At 37.5% G+C, this 20414-nt stretch carries 16 protein-coding genes; 4 read left to right on the top strand and 12 right to left on the bottom strand.

Features of this window, described 5'->3' with window-relative positions:
* Positions 1–207: 207 nt before the first annotated feature.
* From ppdK to WMO42_RS08920, 10 genes are all read right to left on the bottom strand, one after another.
* Positions 208–3093 carry a pyruvate, phosphate dikinase gene (gene ppdK / locus WMO42_RS08965; protein ID WP_349192079.1) on the bottom strand — a complete coding sequence of 962 codons (2886 nt, stop codon included), beginning with the start codon at positions 3091–3093 and terminating at the stop codon, positions 208–210.
* A gap of 532 nt (positions 3094–3625) precedes the next feature.
* The gene (gene proS / locus WMO42_RS08960) at positions 3626–5065 is read right to left on the bottom strand and encodes a proline--tRNA ligase (protein WP_022502355.1); all 1440 of its coding nucleotides are present in this window, start codon (positions 5063–5065) and stop codon (positions 3626–3628) included.
* Positions 5066–5263: 198 nt separating this feature from the next.
* Positions 5264–6364 carry an AI-2E family transporter gene (locus WMO42_RS08955; RefSeq protein ID WP_349172207.1) on the bottom strand — a complete coding sequence of 367 codons (1101 nt, stop codon included), beginning with the start codon at positions 6362–6364 and terminating at the stop codon, positions 5264–5266.
* 134 nt (positions 6365–6498) lie between these two features.
* On the bottom strand, positions 6499–7158 hold the full coding sequence (locus tag WMO42_RS08950) for an RNA pseudouridine synthase (protein WP_055176849.1): 660 nt from the start codon (positions 7156–7158) through the stop codon (positions 6499–6501).
* A 20-nt stretch (positions 7159–7178) separates the two neighbouring features.
* The gene (locus WMO42_RS08945; RefSeq protein ID WP_022502352.1) at positions 7179–7568 is read right to left on the bottom strand and encodes a hypothetical protein; all 390 of its coding nucleotides are present in this window, start codon (positions 7566–7568) and stop codon (positions 7179–7181) included.
* A 106-nt stretch (positions 7569–7674) separates the two neighbouring features.
* Positions 7675–8364 (bottom strand): response regulator transcription factor, encoded by a 690-nt coding sequence (locus WMO42_RS08940; RefSeq protein ID WP_022502351.1) that lies wholly within the window; start codon positions 8362–8364, stop codon positions 7675–7677.
* 29 nt (positions 8365–8393) lie between these two features.
* On the bottom strand, positions 8394–9902 hold the full coding sequence (locus tag WMO42_RS08935) for a HAMP domain-containing sensor histidine kinase (protein WP_055176845.1): 1509 nt from the start codon (positions 9900–9902) through the stop codon (positions 8394–8396).
* A 227-nt stretch (positions 9903–10129) separates the two neighbouring features.
* The gene (locus tag WMO42_RS08930) at positions 10130–11422 is read right to left on the bottom strand and encodes a UDP-N-acetylglucosamine 1-carboxyvinyltransferase (protein WP_022502349.1); all 1293 of its coding nucleotides are present in this window, start codon (positions 11420–11422) and stop codon (positions 10130–10132) included.
* Positions 11423–11683: 261 nt separating this feature from the next.
* The gene (locus WMO42_RS08925) at positions 11684–13213 is read right to left on the bottom strand and encodes a peptidoglycan DD-metalloendopeptidase family protein (RefSeq protein ID WP_349192075.1); all 1530 of its coding nucleotides are present in this window, start codon (positions 13211–13213) and stop codon (positions 11684–11686) included.
* Between the two features lie 234 nt (positions 13214–13447).
* Positions 13448–14008 carry a flavin reductase family protein gene (locus WMO42_RS08920; RefSeq protein ID WP_022502347.1) on the bottom strand — a complete coding sequence of 187 codons (561 nt, stop codon included), beginning with the start codon at positions 14006–14008 and terminating at the stop codon, positions 13448–13450.
* A gap of 532 nt (positions 14009–14540) precedes the next feature.
* Here WMO42_RS08920 and WMO42_RS08915 point away from each other — a divergent pair.
* From WMO42_RS08915 to WMO42_RS08905, 3 genes are all read left to right on the top strand, one after another.
* On the top strand, positions 14541–15767 hold the full coding sequence (locus tag WMO42_RS08915) for a 6-phosphofructokinase (RefSeq protein ID WP_090140972.1): 1227 nt from the start codon (positions 14541–14543) through the stop codon (positions 15765–15767).
* Between the two features lie 278 nt (positions 15768–16045).
* Positions 16046–16678, top strand: a complete 633-nt coding sequence (locus WMO42_RS08910) for a DUF4230 domain-containing protein (protein WP_055176839.1) — start codon at positions 16046–16048, stop codon at positions 16676–16678.
* 101 nt (positions 16679–16779) lie between these two features.
* On the top strand, positions 16780–17052 hold the full coding sequence (locus WMO42_RS08905; RefSeq protein WP_055176835.1) for a hypothetical protein: 273 nt from the start codon (positions 16780–16782) through the stop codon (positions 17050–17052).
* On the opposite strand, the gene WMO42_RS08900 is transcribed toward WMO42_RS08905, so the two are convergent.
* Together WMO42_RS08900 and WMO42_RS08895 are read right to left on the bottom strand one after the other, a co-directional pair.
* Positions 17049–17717: a DUF4867 family protein gene (locus tag WMO42_RS08900; RefSeq protein WP_055176832.1), complete on the bottom strand. Its 669-nt coding sequence runs from the start codon at positions 17715–17717 to the stop codon at positions 17049–17051. The two genes, WMO42_RS08905 and WMO42_RS08900, sit on opposite strands and share 4 nt — an antisense overlap.
* Positions 17718–17760: 43 nt before the next feature.
* Positions 17761–18723: a D-2-hydroxyacid dehydrogenase gene (locus WMO42_RS08895; protein ID WP_055176829.1), complete on the bottom strand. Its 963-nt coding sequence runs from the start codon at positions 18721–18723 to the stop codon at positions 17761–17763.
* Positions 18724–18990: 267 nt separating this feature from the next.
* On the opposite strand from WMO42_RS08895, the gene WMO42_RS08890 reads away from it, so the two are divergent.
* Complete coding sequence (locus tag WMO42_RS08890) at positions 18991–20358, top strand: MATE family efflux transporter (protein WP_055176826.1); 1368 nt, start codon at positions 18991–18993, stop codon at positions 20356–20358.
* Positions 20359–20414 lie beyond the last annotated feature (56 nt).

Below are 20414 nucleotides of genomic sequence, written 5' to 3'. Positions count from 1 at the left end.
CAGGTTTGGCTTTTCGCCTACCTTAAAAATCCAACTTTAATTTAATTTTTATACCATATTATTATTTCAAATATAAATTCAGCCATATCTTTTAAAATGTAAAGAGCTAACCATTATATGCCACAAAGCTATGCCTGCATATTAATGATTAGCTCTTTTACTATTATGATAACACAATCACACCAATACCTGTGTAAATAATCCGACCTAGTTATCTTTATTCTTATTCTCTTTATAAGCCTTCTTCGCTTCTGCTATTCCTGCTTTAAGTCCAGCCACCCCTGCAAATGCTACCTCTTTACCGGCCTTGGCGGCTTCCTTACCCACCTTGACAGCCTCTTTAGCTACTTCCCTGCCTACCTTGGCGGCTTCGTTAGCAGCTTTCTTAGCTTTCTCCTTAAGCTCATCTGTATCTATGCCTTCCTTAGCCGCGGCATTAGTGTCACCTTCACTGTCATTCTGCAATTCGCTGGCGATTGCTGCCTGTGCTGCTGCAAGTCTTGCAATAGGTACTCTGAATGGTGAACAGCTTACATAATCAAGTCCTGCCTTATGACAGAATTCTATGCTTGATGGATCTCCACCGTGCTCTCCGCATATTCCGCACTTAAGTGCTGGTCTTGTCTTTCTTCCGTTGGCAACTGCCATTTTAACAAGCTGTCCTACACCATTCTGGTCTAATCTTGCAAATGGATCTGACTCATATATCTTGCTCTTATAATATGAGTCAAGGAACTTTCCTGCATCATCTCTTGAAAATCCAAAAGTCATCTGTGTAAGATCATTAGTACCAAATGAGAAGAACTCTGCTTCTTCTGCAATCTCATTAGCAAGAAGTGCTGCTCTTGGAATCTCTATCATTGTACCAATCTTATACCTGATATCAGAATTCTTTTCTTTCTTAACAGCTTCCGCTTCTTCTATTACAACATCTTTAACGAACTTTAATTCTTTCTTCTCGCCCACAAGAGGTATCATTATCTCTGGTGTAATCTCATAGCCTTTTTCTTCTGAAACTTCAATCGCAGCTTCCATTACAGCTCTTGTCTGCATTCTTGCAATCTCTGGATATGTTACTGCAAGACGGCAGCCTCTATGTCCCATCATTGGATTGAACTCGTGAAGTGCCTCACATTTTGCTTTAACTTCTTCTACTGTAAGTCCCATATCATCTGCAAGTGCCTTAATATCTTCTTCCTCTGTTGGCACGAATTCGTGAAGAGGTGGATCAAGGTATCTTACAGTCATTGGCCTGCCTTCAAGTGCTTCATACATAGCCTTGAAATCTGCCTTCTGGAACTCACCAATCGGCTTTAATGCCTCTACTCTCTTCTCCACTGTATCAGAAAGAATCATTCTTCTGAACTTAGGAATTCTGTCTTCACCAAAGAACATATGCTCTGTACGGCAAAGTCCTATTCCCTCAGCACCAAGCCTTACAGCATTCTTAGTATCTGCTGGTGTATCTGCGTTAGTTCTTACACCAAGCTTTCTATATTCATCAGCCCAAGCCATAATTCTTCCAAAATTACCGCTTACAGTAGCTTCCACTGTCTTAATATCGCCTTTGTATATCTTACCTGTTGAACCATCAAGTGATATATAATCCCCCTCTGTAAATGTATATCCACCAAGTGTAAACTGCTTAGCTTCCTCGTCTATAGATATTGCTCCACAGCCTGAAACACAACAAGTACCCATACCTCTTGCAACTACAGCAGCGTGTGATGTCATACCTCCCCTTACTGTAAGTATGCCCTGTGAAGCGTGCATACCTTCTATATCCTCTGGAGATGTCTCAAGTCTTACAAGGATAACTCTTTCTCCCTTGCCGCCTTTTCCAAGTTCCTTGGCTTCTTCGGCTGTAAATACTACTTTACCTGCGGCAGCTCCAGGAGATGCTGGAAGTGCTTCTCCAATAACTTCCCCTGCCTTAAGTGCATCAGTATCAAACATTGGGTGTAATAACTGGTCTAAAGACTTAGCTTCTATTCTCATTACTGCTTCTTTAGGTGTTATCATTCCCTCATCTACAAGATCACACGCAATCTGGATAGCCGCCTGTGCAGTTCTCTTGCCGTTACGTGTCTGCAAGAAATACAATTTGCCTTCTTCTATAGTAAATTCCATATCCTGCATATCTTTGTAGTGGTTCTCAAGCTTCATTGCAAGTTCCATAAACTGTGAATAACACTCTGGAAGGTCTTTCTCAAGCTGTGTTATTGGCTGAGGTGTTCTGACACCAGCAACGACGTCCTCGCCCTGTGCATTGATAAGATATTCTCCGTATATTCCCTTAGCACCTGTAGATGGATTTCTTGTAAATGCTACACCAGTTCCTGATGTATCACCCTTATTACCAAATACCATAGTCTGTACATTAACCGCTGTTCCCCAGTCGCCCGGAATATCATTCATTCTTCTGTATACAATTGCCCTAGGGTTGTCCCATGAACGAAATACTGCCTTAACTGCTTCCATAAGCTGAACCTTAGGATCCTGTGGGAACTCTTCACCCTTCATAGCTTCCTTGTATACAGCCTTAAATCTTACAATAAGTTCTTTTAAATCATCTGCTGTAAGCTCTGTATCATATACAACACCCTTATCAGCCTTAACTTCATCTATAATCTTCTCAAAATATGACTTAGGAACTTCCATAACAACATCTGAGAACATCTGTATGAATCTTCTATATGAATCATACGCAAATCTTGGGTTACCTGTCTTAACCGCAAAGCCCTCAACTGCCACATCATTAAGTCCAAGATTAAGTATTGTATCCATCATACCCGGCATAGATGCCCTTGCACCTGATCTTACAGAAACTAAGAGAGGATCCTGTGTATCCCCGAACTTCTTTCCGTTATACTCCTCAAGCCAGCCAATAGCTTCAAATATCTGAGCTTGTATCTCATCTGTAATCTGCTTTCCGTGTCTGTAATATTCAGTGCAGGCCTCTGTTGTAACTGTGAAACCTTGTGGAATTGGCATACCAAGCCCTGTCATCTCTGCAAGATTAGCTCCTTTTCCACCAAGTAATGGCCGCATTGAAGCGTTGCCTTCTGAAAATCTGTAAACCCATTTCGCCATAAGCTTCCCTCCATTATTCCTATAACGTATTTAGTTATTACGTCCGTTAATTTATTGTTAAAAGTATAACATACTTTTATTAATACATCAACGAGTTCTAAGCAATTCATATATTGTTTTAATTTTATGCTGTATTTATATTGTATTCAATTTATGGAATTATATTCCTGCCCGTTAAAGCTTCTGGTAATTATGTGTTCTGCATTTTCAGCCTGGTCTTTATCAATCTGTCTGCCCTACGTATTTTGCAGATAACAGCTTAATTAAAGACTATATATAATATATGGGGAGTTTATAAAATCTGCTTGTATGCAATCGTAAATCCAGTGTTAATATTTATAAAATAAATGTAAAAAATACTGACAAGTCTGGTAACCAGCCGTATTTACGGATTGTCTGCCATTCTTATCAGTATTCTATATAATCTTATATATTAATGTCAGAGGCAAAAGGTACTCTGCCCTTGACTTATGCCCTCGGATTGCTCCCATTACTATGCAGTTCACTGATATGTCAGAATTGCTGCATTTAATTAGTATGCCTTACCCCAATAAACCATCTTCTTAGCTGGCTTGCCACAGCATACGCACACATCGCTTAACTGCTCCTGTGCAAATGGCATACATCTTGATGTACAAGTTGTCTCTTCTTTAATCTTATCTTCACAAGCCTGCTCACCGCACCACATAGCCTTGATAAAGCCTGGCTTATTAGCTGCTGTTTCCTTGAACTCATCATAGTTAACTGCTACATATGTATGTGCATCTCTATGCGCTCTTGCTCTCTCAAGCATATCTTTCTGGATAGTGTCAAGAATTTCCGGAAGCTTAACTGCAAGTTCATCAATTGCAACTGTAATCTTCTCTCTTGTATCACGGCGTACAACGATAGCCTGATTAGCTTCAATATCTCTTGGTCCCATCTCAACTCTTACTGGAATACCACGCATTTCCTGCTCTGAGAACTTCCAGCCTGGATTCTTATCAGAATCATCAACCTTAACTCTAAGACCTGCTGCCTTGATAGCATCTCTTACTTCGTATGCCTTATCAAGCACACCTTCCTTCTTCTGCATAATAGGAATAATATCAACCTGAACTGGTGCAACCTTAGGTGGAAGCACAAGTCCTGAATTATCTCCGTGTGTCATAATAACAGCACCGATAAGTCTTGTTGTTGTTCCCCATGATGTCTGATGAACATACTTAAGCTTGTTATCTTTATCTGTATACTGTATACCAAATGCCTTAGCAAATCCATCACCAAAGTTATGGCTTGTTCCTGACTGTAAAGCCTTTCCATCGTGCATAAGTGCTTCGATAGTATAAGTAGCTTCTGCACCAGCGAACTTCTCTTTATCTGTCTTGCGGCCCTTGATAACCGGGATAGCAAGAACTTCCTCACAGAAGTCAGCATAAAGATTAAGCATCTGCTGTGTACGCGCTTCTGCATCTTCTGCTGTTGCGTGTGCTGTATGTCCTTCCTGCCATAAGAATTCTCTTGAACGAAGGAATGGTCTTGTCTCTTTTTCCCATCTTACAACTGAACACCACTGGTTATATACCTTTGGTAAATCTCTGTAAGACTGTATCTCATCCTTGTAGAAATCACAGAAAAGTGTCTCAGATGTTGGTCTTACACACATTCTCTCCTGAAGTGGATTAAGTCCTCCATAAGTAACCCAGGCTACCTCTGGTGCAAATCCTTCTACATGATCCTTTTCTTTCTCAAGAAGACTTTCTGGAATAAACATAGGAAGATATACATTCTCTACGCCTGTTTCCTTGAATCTTCTATCCATTTCATTCTTTATATTCTCCCAGATTGCATATCCAGCCGGCTTAAATATCATACATCCTTTAACGCTTGAATATGACATAAGCTCTGCCTTCTTACATACATCTGTGTACCACTGTGCAAAGTCTACATCCATGGAAGTAATCGCTTCTACTAACTTCTTATCCTCTGCCATAAATATACCTCATTTCCTGCGCTGTCTGCGCGTCCTGTTAAATGTGCCGCAAGCCTGTAATCTAAGCAGATAACCCACAATAAAAGATGCCACAGGTTATCCACATATTAAAGCTCACATAATCTGTAATAGTCTAACATTTTCAGCAGGGATTTTCAAGTAGAACACAGATATCCGTTATTTAAATATTTTATATGCCTACTCTATCCCCATTTCACACCTAAGTCTTATAACCAATGCCTTAATTATGACATAACTTACCGGTCCTGTTATAAAACCTGCCACACCATATACAAGCAGTCCAGTGAATATTATCACAAGCATTGTAAATGGTGATATTCCCAGTCTGTCGCCCATACTCTTGGACTCCATAATCTCACGCACAAAATACGTGATTATATATGCCATTAACAAAATTACCGCATATCTGTAATTTCTTATAAGAAAGCTTATTAATATCCATGGAATAAGCACAGTACCCGTTCCGAATACAGGAAGTGCATCAATTATCCCTATAATAATTCCCAGCACAATAGCGTATGGATTCTTAAGTATCGCAAATGCCAGCATACATAACCCAGAGTTAATCAGCATAATTCTTAGCTGCACTTTGAAATAAATATTTATAAGCCTTCTTACTTCTTTCCATATCATACGGATTTCTTCATAGAATACTACTTGTCTTATATTATCCCTGAACTTCTGCAAATCAGACACAAGATATATAACTGCTATGAAGCATACAACAATTCCACCCACAATAATAACAATATTTTTTACAACTGGAGCAGATATCAATATTATCTTCTCAGGCATTATGCTCATAAGTTTATGTCCACACGCAATAAGTGACTCAAGACAACAGCCTCCTTCCAGTCCCAGAAATGCATCTGCATCAAAACACATTCTGGCTGTGAGCTGCTTTACCGCAATCAGGTTATAATCAAGGTTTCTTAACAGCCTGCTGAACTCATCTACACCCTTAAAAATTATAAAACTAAAAAGTGCCAGCAGTACAACAAATATCAATGATACAATAATCGTTGCAGCAATCCCCTGACACTTCTTTTTCTTAATTGTTATTCTTTTGTTCCATACTAAAAGCTTATCTAGTCCTATGTATAGCTTATCTGACAGATATATTACCTTCTTCTCAAGTATAACTGCTATAAACACACCTATAACAAATGGCCATACATACACAATCAGATACTTAAAGCTTATATATACAGCCGCCACTATAACAGCTATTCCAAAAAGAAATTTTATTCTGGTCTTACCACTCTTTTCATCACGCAAAATATACAATCTCCTCCGTAATAATTCATCATCTATATATGAAATAATTCCACATTACCGACAAATTATACTTGAAAAAATTCTATATTGATTGCTTGTTTTCCTGAGCTGTCCAATCTCTGTTTTTAGTCTTTCTATTTTCCTCCTGAAAATTCAGGCTCAATTTCATACACCTTTCCATCAACTGTAAGGCTCTTAGCACATAATGCTATACAGCCCCTTTTAATATGGTACTCCTCTGCTTTCTTAACCGCTGGGTTTCCACCATATTTGCCATCGCCAACAACGGGCAGATTCCTTGATGATAACTGGACACGTATCTGATGATGTCGTCCTGTTATAAGATTAATCAAAAGGCGTGAAACATTTCTTTCCTCGTCATAGTCAATAAGGCTATACTCAAGCACAGCCTTTTTTGCTCCTGCCTGTTCCTTTGATACCACCTTTGATGTGTTATCTTTGCCATTTTTTAAAAGATAATCTGTAAATGTGCCTGTATCACTATGAGGTCTGCCACATACAAGTACCAGATACTGCTTGCATAAAGATTCCCTTTGCATAAGTGCTGAAAGCCTTGCCGCTTCTTTCTTGTTCTTTGCTATAAGCACAAGACCTGATACTGGTCTGTCAAGCCTGTTAATAATTGCCGCATAGGCTTCCTCACCCTTATTCTTTCTATATGTAAGCACTTCGCTTACCAGATCCATATCAAAGCCTCTGGCACTCTGCGAAAGCTGCCCTGCCGGTTTATTAACTATTATTTTATCTTTATCCTCATATATGACATTTAACATCTTAACTATTCTCTTTCCGTTTATTCACTTTTCATAAATAACAGTTTATTAGCCTGCATACATAATTCATCATATCCAGCCCTGAAATTCTCACTGTCAGCTTTCTCACTTATAATTCTATAGCCTTCAAATCTGATAAGATTTTTAAAATATTCCTCAACGTCAGCTGTTTCCTTTATAATGACTTTACTGAAAGCAAGACCTTCCTTGGAAACCTGTGAATCCGGTCTGAATACTATTTCACCCGACAGAATATTTTCCTGATCTCCAACAAGAATTGCCTTTGCATAATACTTATTACTATCAGTTGTTGCAAGACGTATCTTTCTTATAGGTGCTCTTGACTTATCATTCATTGCATTAGCAATATCAACTTCCTCAGCATCAAAATAATCTTTCTCAATAATCATATTCAACACTTCTTTCTATATTATGATATACTTATGTGATAATTTATGGTTAATACTCCTTACATAACGCAGGGAGTTATCCATCCTGACGGCTCCCATTAACTGATTATAACTTAAATCTGTAGCCAACACCCCATATTGTTTCAATATACTGTGGCTTGCTTGTATCAAGCTCAATCTTTTCTCTTATCTTCTTAATATGAACTGTAACTGTAGCTATATCACCGATAGAATCCATATCCCATATTTCCTTAAATAATTCTTCTTTAGTATATACATGATTAGGATGCTCAGCAAGGAATGTAAGAAGATCGAATTCCTTTGTTGTAAATATCTTCTCCTCACCATTAACAAATACTCTTCTTGCAGTCTTATCAATCTTGATACCACGTATTTCAATTATATCATTCTCTGGCTGCGAGCTGTTAATAAGTCTTTCATATCTTGAAAGGTGAGCCTTAACTCTTGCCACAAGTTCACTTGGACTAAATGGCTTAGTCATATAATCATCAGCACCTACACCAAGACCTCTTATCTTATCAATATCTTCTTTCTTGGCTGATACCATTATAATAGGTATATTCTTAGTCTCTCTTACCTTCTTGCATATCTCAAATCCGTCAATTCCCGGAAGCATAACATCAAGTATGCAGATGTCATATTCTCCGTCAAGTGCTTCTGCAAGTCCGCTTGTACCATCTTTGCATATTGTTACTTCAAATCCACTTAATTCAAGATAATCCTTTTCAATATCTGCAATTGCTTCCTCGTCTTCTACTATTAATACTTTGCTCATAATCTCATTCCTCATCTTTCTATAATCTGTTATTCTTTAGGCTGTGGGTTCTGCACATTATATTTGAGTAAATTCAAATGCATTGTAGTGCCTTCTCCTTCAACACTCTCTGCCCATATCTTTCCTTTGTGGTCCTCGACAATCTTCTTTACAATCGCAAGACCTATGCCGCTTCCTCCTTGTTTCGAGTTACGCGACTCATCAGTTCTATAGAACCTTTCAAATATATGCGAAACATCTTTTCCAGCTATTCCCTTGCCATTATCTGCAATGATGATGTGTACATAATCACTCTCATCATACAAATCTATATCTATCTTTCCCTTGCGCCCCTCAGCCATATACTTAACTGAGTTGCTGATAATATTATTGATAACTCTCTTTAACTGCTCTGGGTCAGCGGCAATTATGACCGGCTCTTTAATATGATTTCTGTAATTAAGCTCTATGCCTGCCGCATCAAGCTCTGTTCCTATCTCATCACAGCAGTCATCAAAATATTCTGACACATCAAATTTAACAAATGTATACAATACCCTGTTAGCATCAAGCCTTGAATATATAGTAAGCTCATCTATTAGCTTATCCATATCATTAACCTTATTAGCAATTGTCTTAACATACTTTGCCTGCTTCTCAGGTGTATCTGCAATTCCATCCCTTAAGCCCTCTACATATCCTTTGATTGCTGTAAGAGGTGTCTTTAGGTCGTGGGAAATGTTTCTTATAAGTTCCTTCTCTTCTTTATCCGACTGGAGCTTGTCCTCTGACGACTTCTTTAATATAAGACGCATTTCCTCAAAGTCCTTGCACACATCTCCAATCTCATTATCAGGTACTTTGGGCATCTCAAAATCAAAATTACCTTCTTTAATATTATCTGTCGCAAGCTTAAGCTTATTAACCGGCTTAATAATCGAACTATATATCCACAGATTAAGAATAAGGCTCGTAATTGCAAGAATAAGTATTATAACTACTATAAGCTCAACAATCATATGTCTTATCTGTGGAACACTCTGTTTAACAGAAGTTAGTATTGATACACTATATGTATTCCCGAAATCATCTGTAAAATCAACCTGCTTTATAAGGCTGTGATAGCTTCCACCTTTATATGTTGCAACATCTACAATATTACTTCCATCTATCTCATACTCTGGAAGTATATTAATAAGCTCTGTTGAACTTAACCCTGTCGAATTGTATATAACATTATTATTCTTTCTTACAACAAGCTTTGATAACTTTTCTTTTAATGTATCATTAAGCTCCTCTAGATATATTCTGTTATTAAACTTCTCTGGTTCGGTCTCTGCCTGTTCTCTTACCTGCTCATACACATCATCGGTTATGCTTCCAAACAACGTCATAGGCGAATAAAAATATAATAACACCGTATCACCTTCAACATTATATGTCTTGCATATGCTGTCTGACTGCATTTTGAAAATTCCTACGACAAACACACACAGCATAATAACCGGAAGTATTATCATTACGCAGAATGAAATCTTTAACTTATCTCTTAATTTCATATATTCCTCTTGCTATAAATATGTATTCTCTCTAAATATTATATATTAAATATCCAAATGTTATAACATCTTAACATTATTATTATAAATCGGACATCATTATATAAATATATTAATCACTTTATAATAATACCACAAATTAGCACACTATTATTATAACAAAGTATTAAAAATATAAAAATAAAATGAACTACAGATATCATAAAAATATCCGCAGTCCATTATTATCAGCCAATCTTTAATTTGAACTTCTGAAGTTCTCTTTCTGAATCCACTTTAGCAATAATTGCACCAAGTGCTGAGAGCTTACCTTCAAAATCCTCATAACCTCTCTGAATATATTCAATATCATCTATCTGTGAAATTCCGTCAGCCGCAAGTGCAGCAATAACAAGAGCCGCTCCGGCTCTTAAATCAGGTGCAGATAACTGAGCCGATGTGAACTTCTCCACACCTTCTATATATGCTGTATTACCTTCAACCTTTATCTTAGCACCCATTCTGTTAAGTTCATCAACATACTTGAATCTGTTCTCAAATATACTTTCTGTAACCATACTGGAACCCTTGGCAAGTGCAAGTGCTACTGCTATCTGAGGCTGCATATCTGTAGGAAAACCAGGATACGGAAGTGTCTTTACATTAGTGCTTCCCACTTCACCCTCAGCTATAACTCTTATCCAGTCATCGCCCTCAACAAGCTTACAGCCCATCTCAAGAAGCTTTGCCGTTATTGACTCAAGATGCTTTGGAATTACATCTTTAATAACAATATCTCCTCTTGTGGCTGCTGCTGCCATCATAAATGTACCAGCTTCAATCTGGTCAGGTATTATTGAATATGTGCAGCCGTGAAGCCTGTTCACGCCCTTAATTCTTATAACATCTGTTCCTGCACCTTTAATATTAGCACCCATAGCATTAAGAAAGTTCGCTACATCTACAATATGTGGCTCTTTTGCCGCATTCTCCAGAATTGTCTCTCCCTCAGCCATACATGATGCCATCATAAGATTAATTGTTGCTCCAACTGTTACAACATCAAAATAAATATGACCTCCAACCAGATTTTCTGCCTTCGCACTTACAACTCCGTGGTCAATATTTACCTTTGCTCCAAGAGCCTTAAAGCCCTTTAAATGCTGGTCTATTGGTCTGCTTCCTATATTACAGCCACCCGGAAGTGCCACATTGGACTCCTTATACTTTCCAAGAAGTGCCCCAAGTAAATAATAAGAAGCTCTTATCTTTCTGATATATTCGTATTCAACATTAAGATCGCTTATTGAACCCCCGTTAATCTGAACTGTGTTGTTATATATATATTTAACCTTTGCACCTATGCCCTCTATTGCCTGTAATAGCACTCTTGTGTCTCTTACATTAGGCACATTCTCTATTGTTACGGTCTCATCCGTCATAATTGCTGCTGCCAGAATACCAAGTGCGGCATTCTTTGCTCCACCTATGGACACCTCTCCACGAAGTGGCACTCCTCCCTTGACAACATACTGTTCCATAATTCGCACCTCTGTCACTACTTACTAATTCATAAAAAGTTACTAATCTCTAAATATCTTAACCATAATCTCATATTCTATACCGTTACAATTATGGTATTACTCTATCGTTATCCTTAAATATATTAAGGTATATGTTCAAATATTTCAATATCCTTATGATTATATCACACCATATCATTATGTCAATCTGTCTTATCCGCATTTTATTATGATTTAAAAAGGGTATGGAAAATATCCACACCCTTTGTACGTTTTATTCTAGTTCTTATTAACATAATTAAGAGGATTAACCCTTGTGCCATCAATCCATATTTCAAAATGCAGACGTGGACTTGTCACATCGCCTGTGCTTCCACTTAACGCTATCTGCTGGCCCTGACTTACCTGCTCTCCAACACTGACAGTAAATCTGCTGTTATTAGCATACCTTGTCAGGCTTCCATCTTCATGCTGTATATCAACACAGTAACCATATCCACCATACCAGCCTGCTCTTGTAACTTTACCAGCTCTTGCTGCAACAACTGTTATGCCTTCACTACACGTCCAGTCAACGCCGTAATTAACTGTATCTTCTCCAGTTCCATAACCCGAAACAAAAGTTCCTGCCACCGGCTTAATATAATCAGTCTGTGTAAGGGTTCCCACTGCAATCTTCCCAGGCTTTGACTCCTCTGTTATATTCTCTTTTACAATATCTCTTGCCACTTCCCTGCCATTAGCATATGTGACATTAGCAACCACCGTTCTTTTTCCTGACGTTCCCTCATCAAGAATTGTATTAGTCCCTCTTGAATTATTATTATCGTCAATATAACTCACTTCCGCCTTGTAGTCCTCATCATACGAGAGCTGCTTGGTTGTAAGCACTGTTATCTGCGTATCCGGTACTGTTACCACAAGCTCATCGCCTGGTACAACAACCACATTTTGTGAAGCTATGTCATTAAGCTTAAGCAGATCATCCAAAGTCATCTGATAATCTTTGGCAATCTGTTCAAGAGTATCGCCTTCCTTTATTATATAAGATACCTGGGATTTATTCTCTCTTGTTAAAATGTCATAAGCTTCCTGTACAGACACTACATCTGCCTTATCCCCGCTTACTGCGTTAACAGATACATTTTCCGCAAAATCAATTCCCATAAGCTGGTCAGGCGATTTCTTGTTAGTTCCATTTTCCGAATTATTATCTTCAAAGAATGAAGCAACTATCTGTGTATCCTGAACTGACTCTTCCTCATTCTTATTGATAGCAATTGTGTACTGTTCATCAATCGATGTTCCAGCCTTTATGACAGGTTCAAACTCATCAGCTACATTGTATGGCTGTATAATCTTTCTGAATAACTCCTCAACTTCTTCTTTAGTAGCAAGAGTTACCATATTATCATCAACCCTTACAGTATAAGCAAGCTGTGTTTCAACATCAACGATACAGTCAAATAATGAACTGTATATTGCATTCTGTAACTGCTTGGTAGTCATACGTTTCGCTATCGCTCTTCTCTGCTTTGTTATCTTAACATCGCAGTCCATATATATATAATCTGCAAATTCTTTGCAGAGCTGTAATCTTGCATCAGCCAGTGCAACATTGACTTCGTCTTCTGTATTAGCAGCGCCAATATAATTACCCTGAATAGAAATACTGTAATATCCCACCTCATTATCAAACATCTGCTTTGATACAAATGGAATACCTATCACTATTACAAGGCATGCAATAAACATTGTCGCGATAAAGGTAGTTCTCATCTCCCTACCATATCTCGTTATGCGTGTCATACATTCCTCCAACAAATAGTATATTTAATGTCATTATTCGTATAATATAATGACGTAATATTTCTGTAACATTTTCGTAACAAATTTTATACTACCACGCATATGCTTATTTGTAAAGTCTTACACTTCTTATAAATAGTGAAATAATAATGAACTGTTCATTATTATGATGCCGGGGTCAAAAGCCCCAGACTTTGATACCTACAAATTGTTCCGTGCTACGCAATAAACCCTTTACTTCTTAACTGAGTATCCAAACTTGCCTATATTATCTCCCAGTGTGTAATACTGTCCGTGTGAATATGCTATAAGGTCAGCATCCTGAAGCCTTAATGCACCCTTGCTGTCAAGAAGCTTCTCATCTACATTTACAGCTACAACTTCCGCTATAAACATATCGTGGCTTCCAAGTTCTATAATATCCTTAACCTTACATTCAATATTAACAGGGCTTTCCTTTATTGCCGGTGCAGCTATCTTAACCGATTGCTGTGGTGTAAGGTGCATATCTGCGAATTTATCCGTATTTCTTCCAGATTTAACACCGCAGTAATCAGTTGCATAGCATAACTTTCTTGTTGTGAGATTGACCACAAATTCGCCTGAATCTTTTATAATATCATGGCTGTATCTTTCCTTTCTCACTGATATTGACACCATAGCAGGGTCAGAACATATTGTTCCTGCCCACGCAACAGTAATTATGTTAGGCTTCTCACCCTCTCTTCGACAGCTAACCATTACTGCTGGTACTGGGTATAACATATTGCCGGGTTTCCATGTCTGTTTGCTCATCTTTCAATTGTCCTTTCGTTTCTTCTGGTTTTCTTCCTTTTGCTTTTTTCTTTTTGCCAATTTGCCTCGCCGGGTGCGTCTTGGAAAGCTTCGCTTCCCTTGACTGTCGGGCGTTCGCCCTGCGTTGTTCTTCAACGCATCCGAAGTTTCAAAGAAACTTCTAAGTGACTACGAAGTAGTCATATTATATCATAATTTACTCTTTCTTAACCCGTACACTCACGAACCCGCGCTACGCGCTATCCCGCCCTGCTTCGCATGGCTGTTCGTTCGTTAATGGCGCAAGAAAAGTAAATGTCTGCTTCGCAGCCGCTTCCTTTTCTTTTGCGCTCATTATATCATATTATAAATATTTTGAAAGTTTCCTGTTTTGGTGGGAAGAATTTATTAAATTAATTATCTTTTTTAAGTTGTATGATTGCTTTAATTATGTTAATATTAATTTAATAAAATATTTATGACAGATTTAAGTCTAGAGGGAATTTAGGTCTGTTTACATCTTTATTATTATAATAATTTTCGGAGGACATTTATGTTAGGTAATGTTATCGTAGGACAGTCTGGTGGACCAACTTCCGTAATCAATTCAAGTCTTGCAGGTGTATTCAAGACAGCAAAAGATAGAGGAGCTAACAAAGTATATGGTATGCTTCACGGCATCAAGGGTCTGCTTGACAAGCAGTATGTAGATCTCTCAGAGAAGATTAAGACTGATATCGATATCGACCTTTTAAAGAGAACACCTTCTTCTTATTTAGGTTTATGTCGTTATAAGCTCCCAGAAATATCTGATGACAGAGATACTTACGAGAAGATTTTTGAAATACTTAAAGAACTCAACATTTCATACTTCTTCTACATAGGTGGTAACGATTCAATGGACACTATCAAGAAGCTTTCTGACTACGCTCTTCTTGTAGGCAGTGATATCAAGTTTATGGGTGTTCCTAAGACAATCGATAATGACCTTGCAGTTACTGACCACACTCCTGGATTTGGTAGTGCTGCTAAATTCATAGCCGCTACTATGAAAGAGATTATCCGCGATGGTCTTGTATATGACTATCCAACAGTAACTATCGTTGAGATTATGGGACGTAATGCTGGTTGGCTTACAGCCGCTTCTGCTCTTGCAAGAGGCGAGGATTGTGAAGGCGTAGACCTCATTTATCTTCCAGAAAAGGTATTTGATATTGACCACTTCCTTGAAAGAGTTAAAGAAATCGCTTCTAAGGGACGTTCAATGGTAATCGCCGTTTCTGAAGGTATTAAAGTTATGGACGGAAGATATGTATTTGAACTTTCTGACCACGTTGAATTCGTTGATGCTTTCGGTCACAAGCAGTTAGCTGGTTCTGCTAAGTTCCTTGCTAACAAAGTCGGTTCTGAACTTGGTATCAAGACAAGAGCTATTGAATTATCAACATTACAGCGTTGTGCAGCTCATATGACATCTCGTACAGATATCACAGAAGCATTCAACGTTGGTGGTGCTGCTGTTAAGGCTGCATTTGAAGGCGAGACTGGTAAAGTTGTTGTACTTAAGAGAGTTTCTGATGATCCATATATGTGCATTACAGAAACACACGATGTACACCAGATTGCCAACATCGAGAAGAAAGTTCCACTTGAGTGGATTACTGAAGATGATTTTGTCACAGAAGACCTTATTCACTATATCAGACCATTAATTCAGGCTGAACTTTCACCAATTATGGTTGATGGTCTTCCTAGACATCTTAATGTTAATATGGACTAGTAGTCCAAACAGACTGGCTTCCCTCTTTTATATGCCGGTCTTCTGCTAATCTTTATTATATGTATCACATATTAGAAGCCTGGTGCGTAAGCATCAGGTTTCTTTATTATATATCAAATTGCACATAACAGAATTCCATTTTTAAAATTCCAGCACTTTATTAACCTATAAGACAAAAATATTTTTGACCTGTTTATTACATTATGATAAAATCGCATTAATATGATTAATATATATGCAACAACGCTATTATAAAACTACTACTATGGAGGATTACTATGTCCCGCAATAAGTTACAAAAGGTACTCGATATTAAATTTATAATCGCTGTAATAATCATCATATTATTATGTGCTGTGCTTGTATACACAAGAAAAGAAGCTAAAAGCAATTACGTTTCTGATGAAAAGATTACAGAAATCGGCTTTGAAAATATCGGTGAGCTTGCAACCCAGTCAGTAACAACCACTACTGTAAGGGTTGAAACCAAAGACCTTAAGCTGTTTAATGTAAGCATACCTTTGACACAATCCAAATACATATATACATATAATACAACTATCAAGGCTGGAATTAATTTCAGCGATGTCAAATGGCAGCTCGGCGACACTGACGATACAAGCCATAACATATATGTAGACATTCCTGAAGTTAAGACTTTATCGGCTGACATTGACCTTGACTCCTTCAAAGTACTACACGAGGAGAACAACATTTTCTCTCCTATAACACTTACTGAGCATAACGACTCTTTAATCCAGCTAAGAGAAAATGCTTTATCAGACGCAATAAACAGCGGCTTGTACGACAGGGCACTTGATAACGCTAAGACTATTCTTACTTCATTTATTAGTCAGGTATACCCTTCAAATGAATATAACATAATATTCTCAGAGCGTGCTAGTGAGTAATACAACAAGTTACGACTCGCAGCTAAAATTCAGCTGCGACACAGACATATAATACAGCCACAGATTACCAGCCTATATTAATGTAAGAACGGAGAAAATATATGTTTCGATTATGGTGTAAACTTTTCGATGAGTCCAATCATCTTATGAAAGATATGGTCTATGCTAATTCTGATATAGATATTAACAGAACCAAAAAGATATTTGATGGCATAAAAGAAGCCTGCTATACATTCGATCTGAGCGAGCCTATATGGCTTGACTCTAATATAGCAGACTTCCAGCGCCACTCTAAAGTAAGATTTACTAAAGATAATTTTATTGATTCAATTGACTTTGCTTATATGGAAGTTCAGGTTATTGAAGAAGATTAAATCTCAATATTCTCACCCTTAAGTCCAATATATGCACTATCATCAAGACCGCCTTCGGCGTGGCCTATAAGCCACTTATTAGTAGCCGCAAGAAGTGCATCTTCATTGATATTACTACTGCCAGTATTCTCATTTGAGGTGCTGGCTGTTTTATTATCTATTCTTATATGCTTTGACTTTAATGGATAGTTAGTTCCCTTTGGAAGCACGACTGCAACCTGAAATCCCTTACCATCTATGCCGCAAGGCGCATAATGAAGTGTTGTAGAATACACTTCAACAGCCGTTCCTGCTGGAACCCTGAAAGCTTTTACATTAGCTGTGTCATATGTATAATCATCGTTAACATCTGTCAGCAGTCCCAGCATAAGAATCATATCCGTAGCCGCAATATTAATCTCTGAATCCCTGTGATACTCAAGTGCATTAAGCTTTGAATTATGTCCATTACAGTAACCTATCTGAATTGGCATTTCACCATATACAACTGAGGAAATGTCAAGCCTTATAGGAAGTGCTTCAAGCTCCTTTACTGCTGGTTCATATACAACACCTGATGGTATTGGAGTTCTTTTTAATTCCTGTATAAGCTCTGTAAAATCCACATTATCAACTACACGTCCATATTTCTTAAATTCATCATCATTAACTGATAAAATCTGCATACTCTTCTCCATTCCGCTTATTATACTGCCATTTCTTCTACACTTACACTACCGCATTTCTTGCTTCACCCTTAGTGAAAGCTGCAATATTCTCATATACTTCGTCCATAAGTCTTGTTCTTGCTTCTACTGTGCCCCACGCTACATGTGGTGTAATCACAAGCTTTGTACTATCCTTAATCCTAAGAAGCGGGTTATCCTTTTCTATAGGCTCTTTTCCAAGTACATCAAGTCCTGCCGCAGCAATCTTTCCCTGTTCAAGCGCCTCTGTTAAATCTGCATCATTAACGATAGGACCTCGTCCAAGATTTAAAAGCACTGTACTTGTCTTCATCTTATCAAATGCTTCTTTATTAAAAAGATTATTGGTCTTATCATTAAGTGGTGCATGAATAGATATTATGTCTGATTTTTTCAAGAATTCGTCAAACTCTTCTCTCTCATAAGGCACATCCTGTGTCTTTCCACTTGCTGAATAATATATAACCTTACATCCGAAATCTGAGGCTATCTTTGCAACACCTTTTCCTATAGTTCCAAGACCAACTATGCCCCATGTCTTTCCTGAAAGTTCGTGGAATACATTGGAAAAATGTGAAAAAATCGGACATTCTGCATACTCACCTGATTTAACATAGTTGTCATAATAATTCATCTTCTCTATAAGATACAGTCCCAATGCAAATGTATGCTGTACAACTGAGTCTGTTGAATATCCCGCAACATTAGCTACTCTTATATTCTTTTCCTTAGCATAATTAATATCAATATTATTATAACCCGTTGCTGTTTCTGCTATCATCTTTAAAGCTGGTGCACAATCTATAAATTCCTTGTCTGCAACAATCTTATTGATAATAACAACGTCCGGATTAAACCCGGCAGTTCTTTCAAGTGCCTCCTGCCTTGTACTTGTCTGGTAGCTCTTAACCTCACCAAGACCATAGAACTTGTCTACATTAACATCTTCTCCGTATGTAGACGAATCAAGCATAAGAATTTTCATAATAATAATACCTCCATTCTGCCTTTGTATGCCTATAAAACATAACTTTTCACGGCTTCATTTTCTGACATTTCAATTATACTTCTCTGTAATTTATAATTCAATTGTAAATGTTATCGTTTAATTTTACATAAGTTTTAATTTGTGTTTACAATATCAAAGTGATATACTTGCAATCGTTTTAAGGAATAACATTTTATATATGTAATATTAAATATATAATCTTTATTAATAACTTTTTAATCACAAATGGAGAAAGTGAAATATATGAAACGTATTGATTTTGAAAATGGAACTATAACCAATAATATTTTAAATGCGGCTATACCTATGCTTGTGGCACAGATTTTAAGTCTGTTATACAATATTGTAGACAGAGTGTACATTGCAAGAATTCCCGATGTCGGAACAAATGCCCTTGGTGCAGTTGGACTATGCTTTCCAATAATTATGATTATGACCGCTTTCAGCAATCTCTTTGGAAGCGGAGGTGCACCTTTATTCTCAATTAAGAGAGGAATGGGTGATGAAAAAAGTGCTAACACCATTATGAACACTTCTTTTACAATGCTTTGCGGCTCCGCAATTATTCTTATGTGCATATGCCTCTTATTTGCAGCCCCTCTGCTCACACTCTTTGGAGCTTCTGACACAGCACTTAAGTACGCATATCCTTATCTGTGCATTTACCTTATCGGAACCCTTCCTTCAATGATAGCAACAGGAATGAACCCATTTATCAATGCACAGGGCTACTCAACAATCGGTATGCTCTCTGTTGCAATCGGTGCTATTGCCAATCTTATATTAGACCCGTTGTTTATATTTATCCTTAATCTTGGAATAAAAGGTGCGGCTGTGGCAACTGTTATTTCACAGCTTATGTCAGCTTCATTTGTAATATATTTCTTAAGATTTAAAGCTGAATTAAAGATAAGCTTTATAAGAAAAAATGAACTGCCACAATGTCTGAATTTTGCAAAAGATATAATCAGCCTTGGTACTTCCGGCTTTGTAATGCAGCTTACTAACAGCCTTGTATCAATATGCTGTAACAATGTTCTCTCAGTTACCGGCGGCGATATTTACATTTCTGTAATGACTATTGTTTCAAGCATACGGCAAATGGTTGAGACACCTATATACGCAATCAACGAAGGTTCTTCACCAATTATCAGCTATAATTATGGTGCCAAAAGGCCAGGAAGGGTGCGTAAAGCCGGACTTACTATGGGGGCATTAATATTAGGATATACCGCAGTTATGTGGAGCATAATACTTCTTGCCCCTCATATGCTTATTAATATTTTCAGCTCTGATACTTCACTTATGGAAGATGCAGTATCAGCATTGAAGATATATTTTGCCGCCTTTATATTTATGGACCTGCAATACATCGGACAGACCATTTTCAAATCCCTTAATAAGAAAAAACAGGCTATATTCTTCTCTTTATTAAGAAAAGTATTTATTGTAATACCTCTTACATATATTATGCCTTACGCTCTTAATATGGGAACAAATGGTGTATTTGCAGCCGAACCTGTATCTAATATAATTGGCGGAAGCATATGTTTTATAACTATGCTGTGTACCATTCTCCCCGAACTTAAGCAGATGGAAAATGATAGATAATAACGACTTTTCTCCTTGTATTCGACAGACATTGATAGTATAATTCAATTAAGATA

It is taken from the genome of Lachnospira sp. CLA-JM-H23 (assembly GCF_040096425.1).
In the GTDB taxonomy this organism is placed as follows: Bacteria; Bacillota; Clostridia; order Lachnospirales; family Lachnospiraceae; genus Lachnospira; species Lachnospira rogosae.
This window is presented reverse-complemented; position numbering and strand designations above follow the sequence as displayed.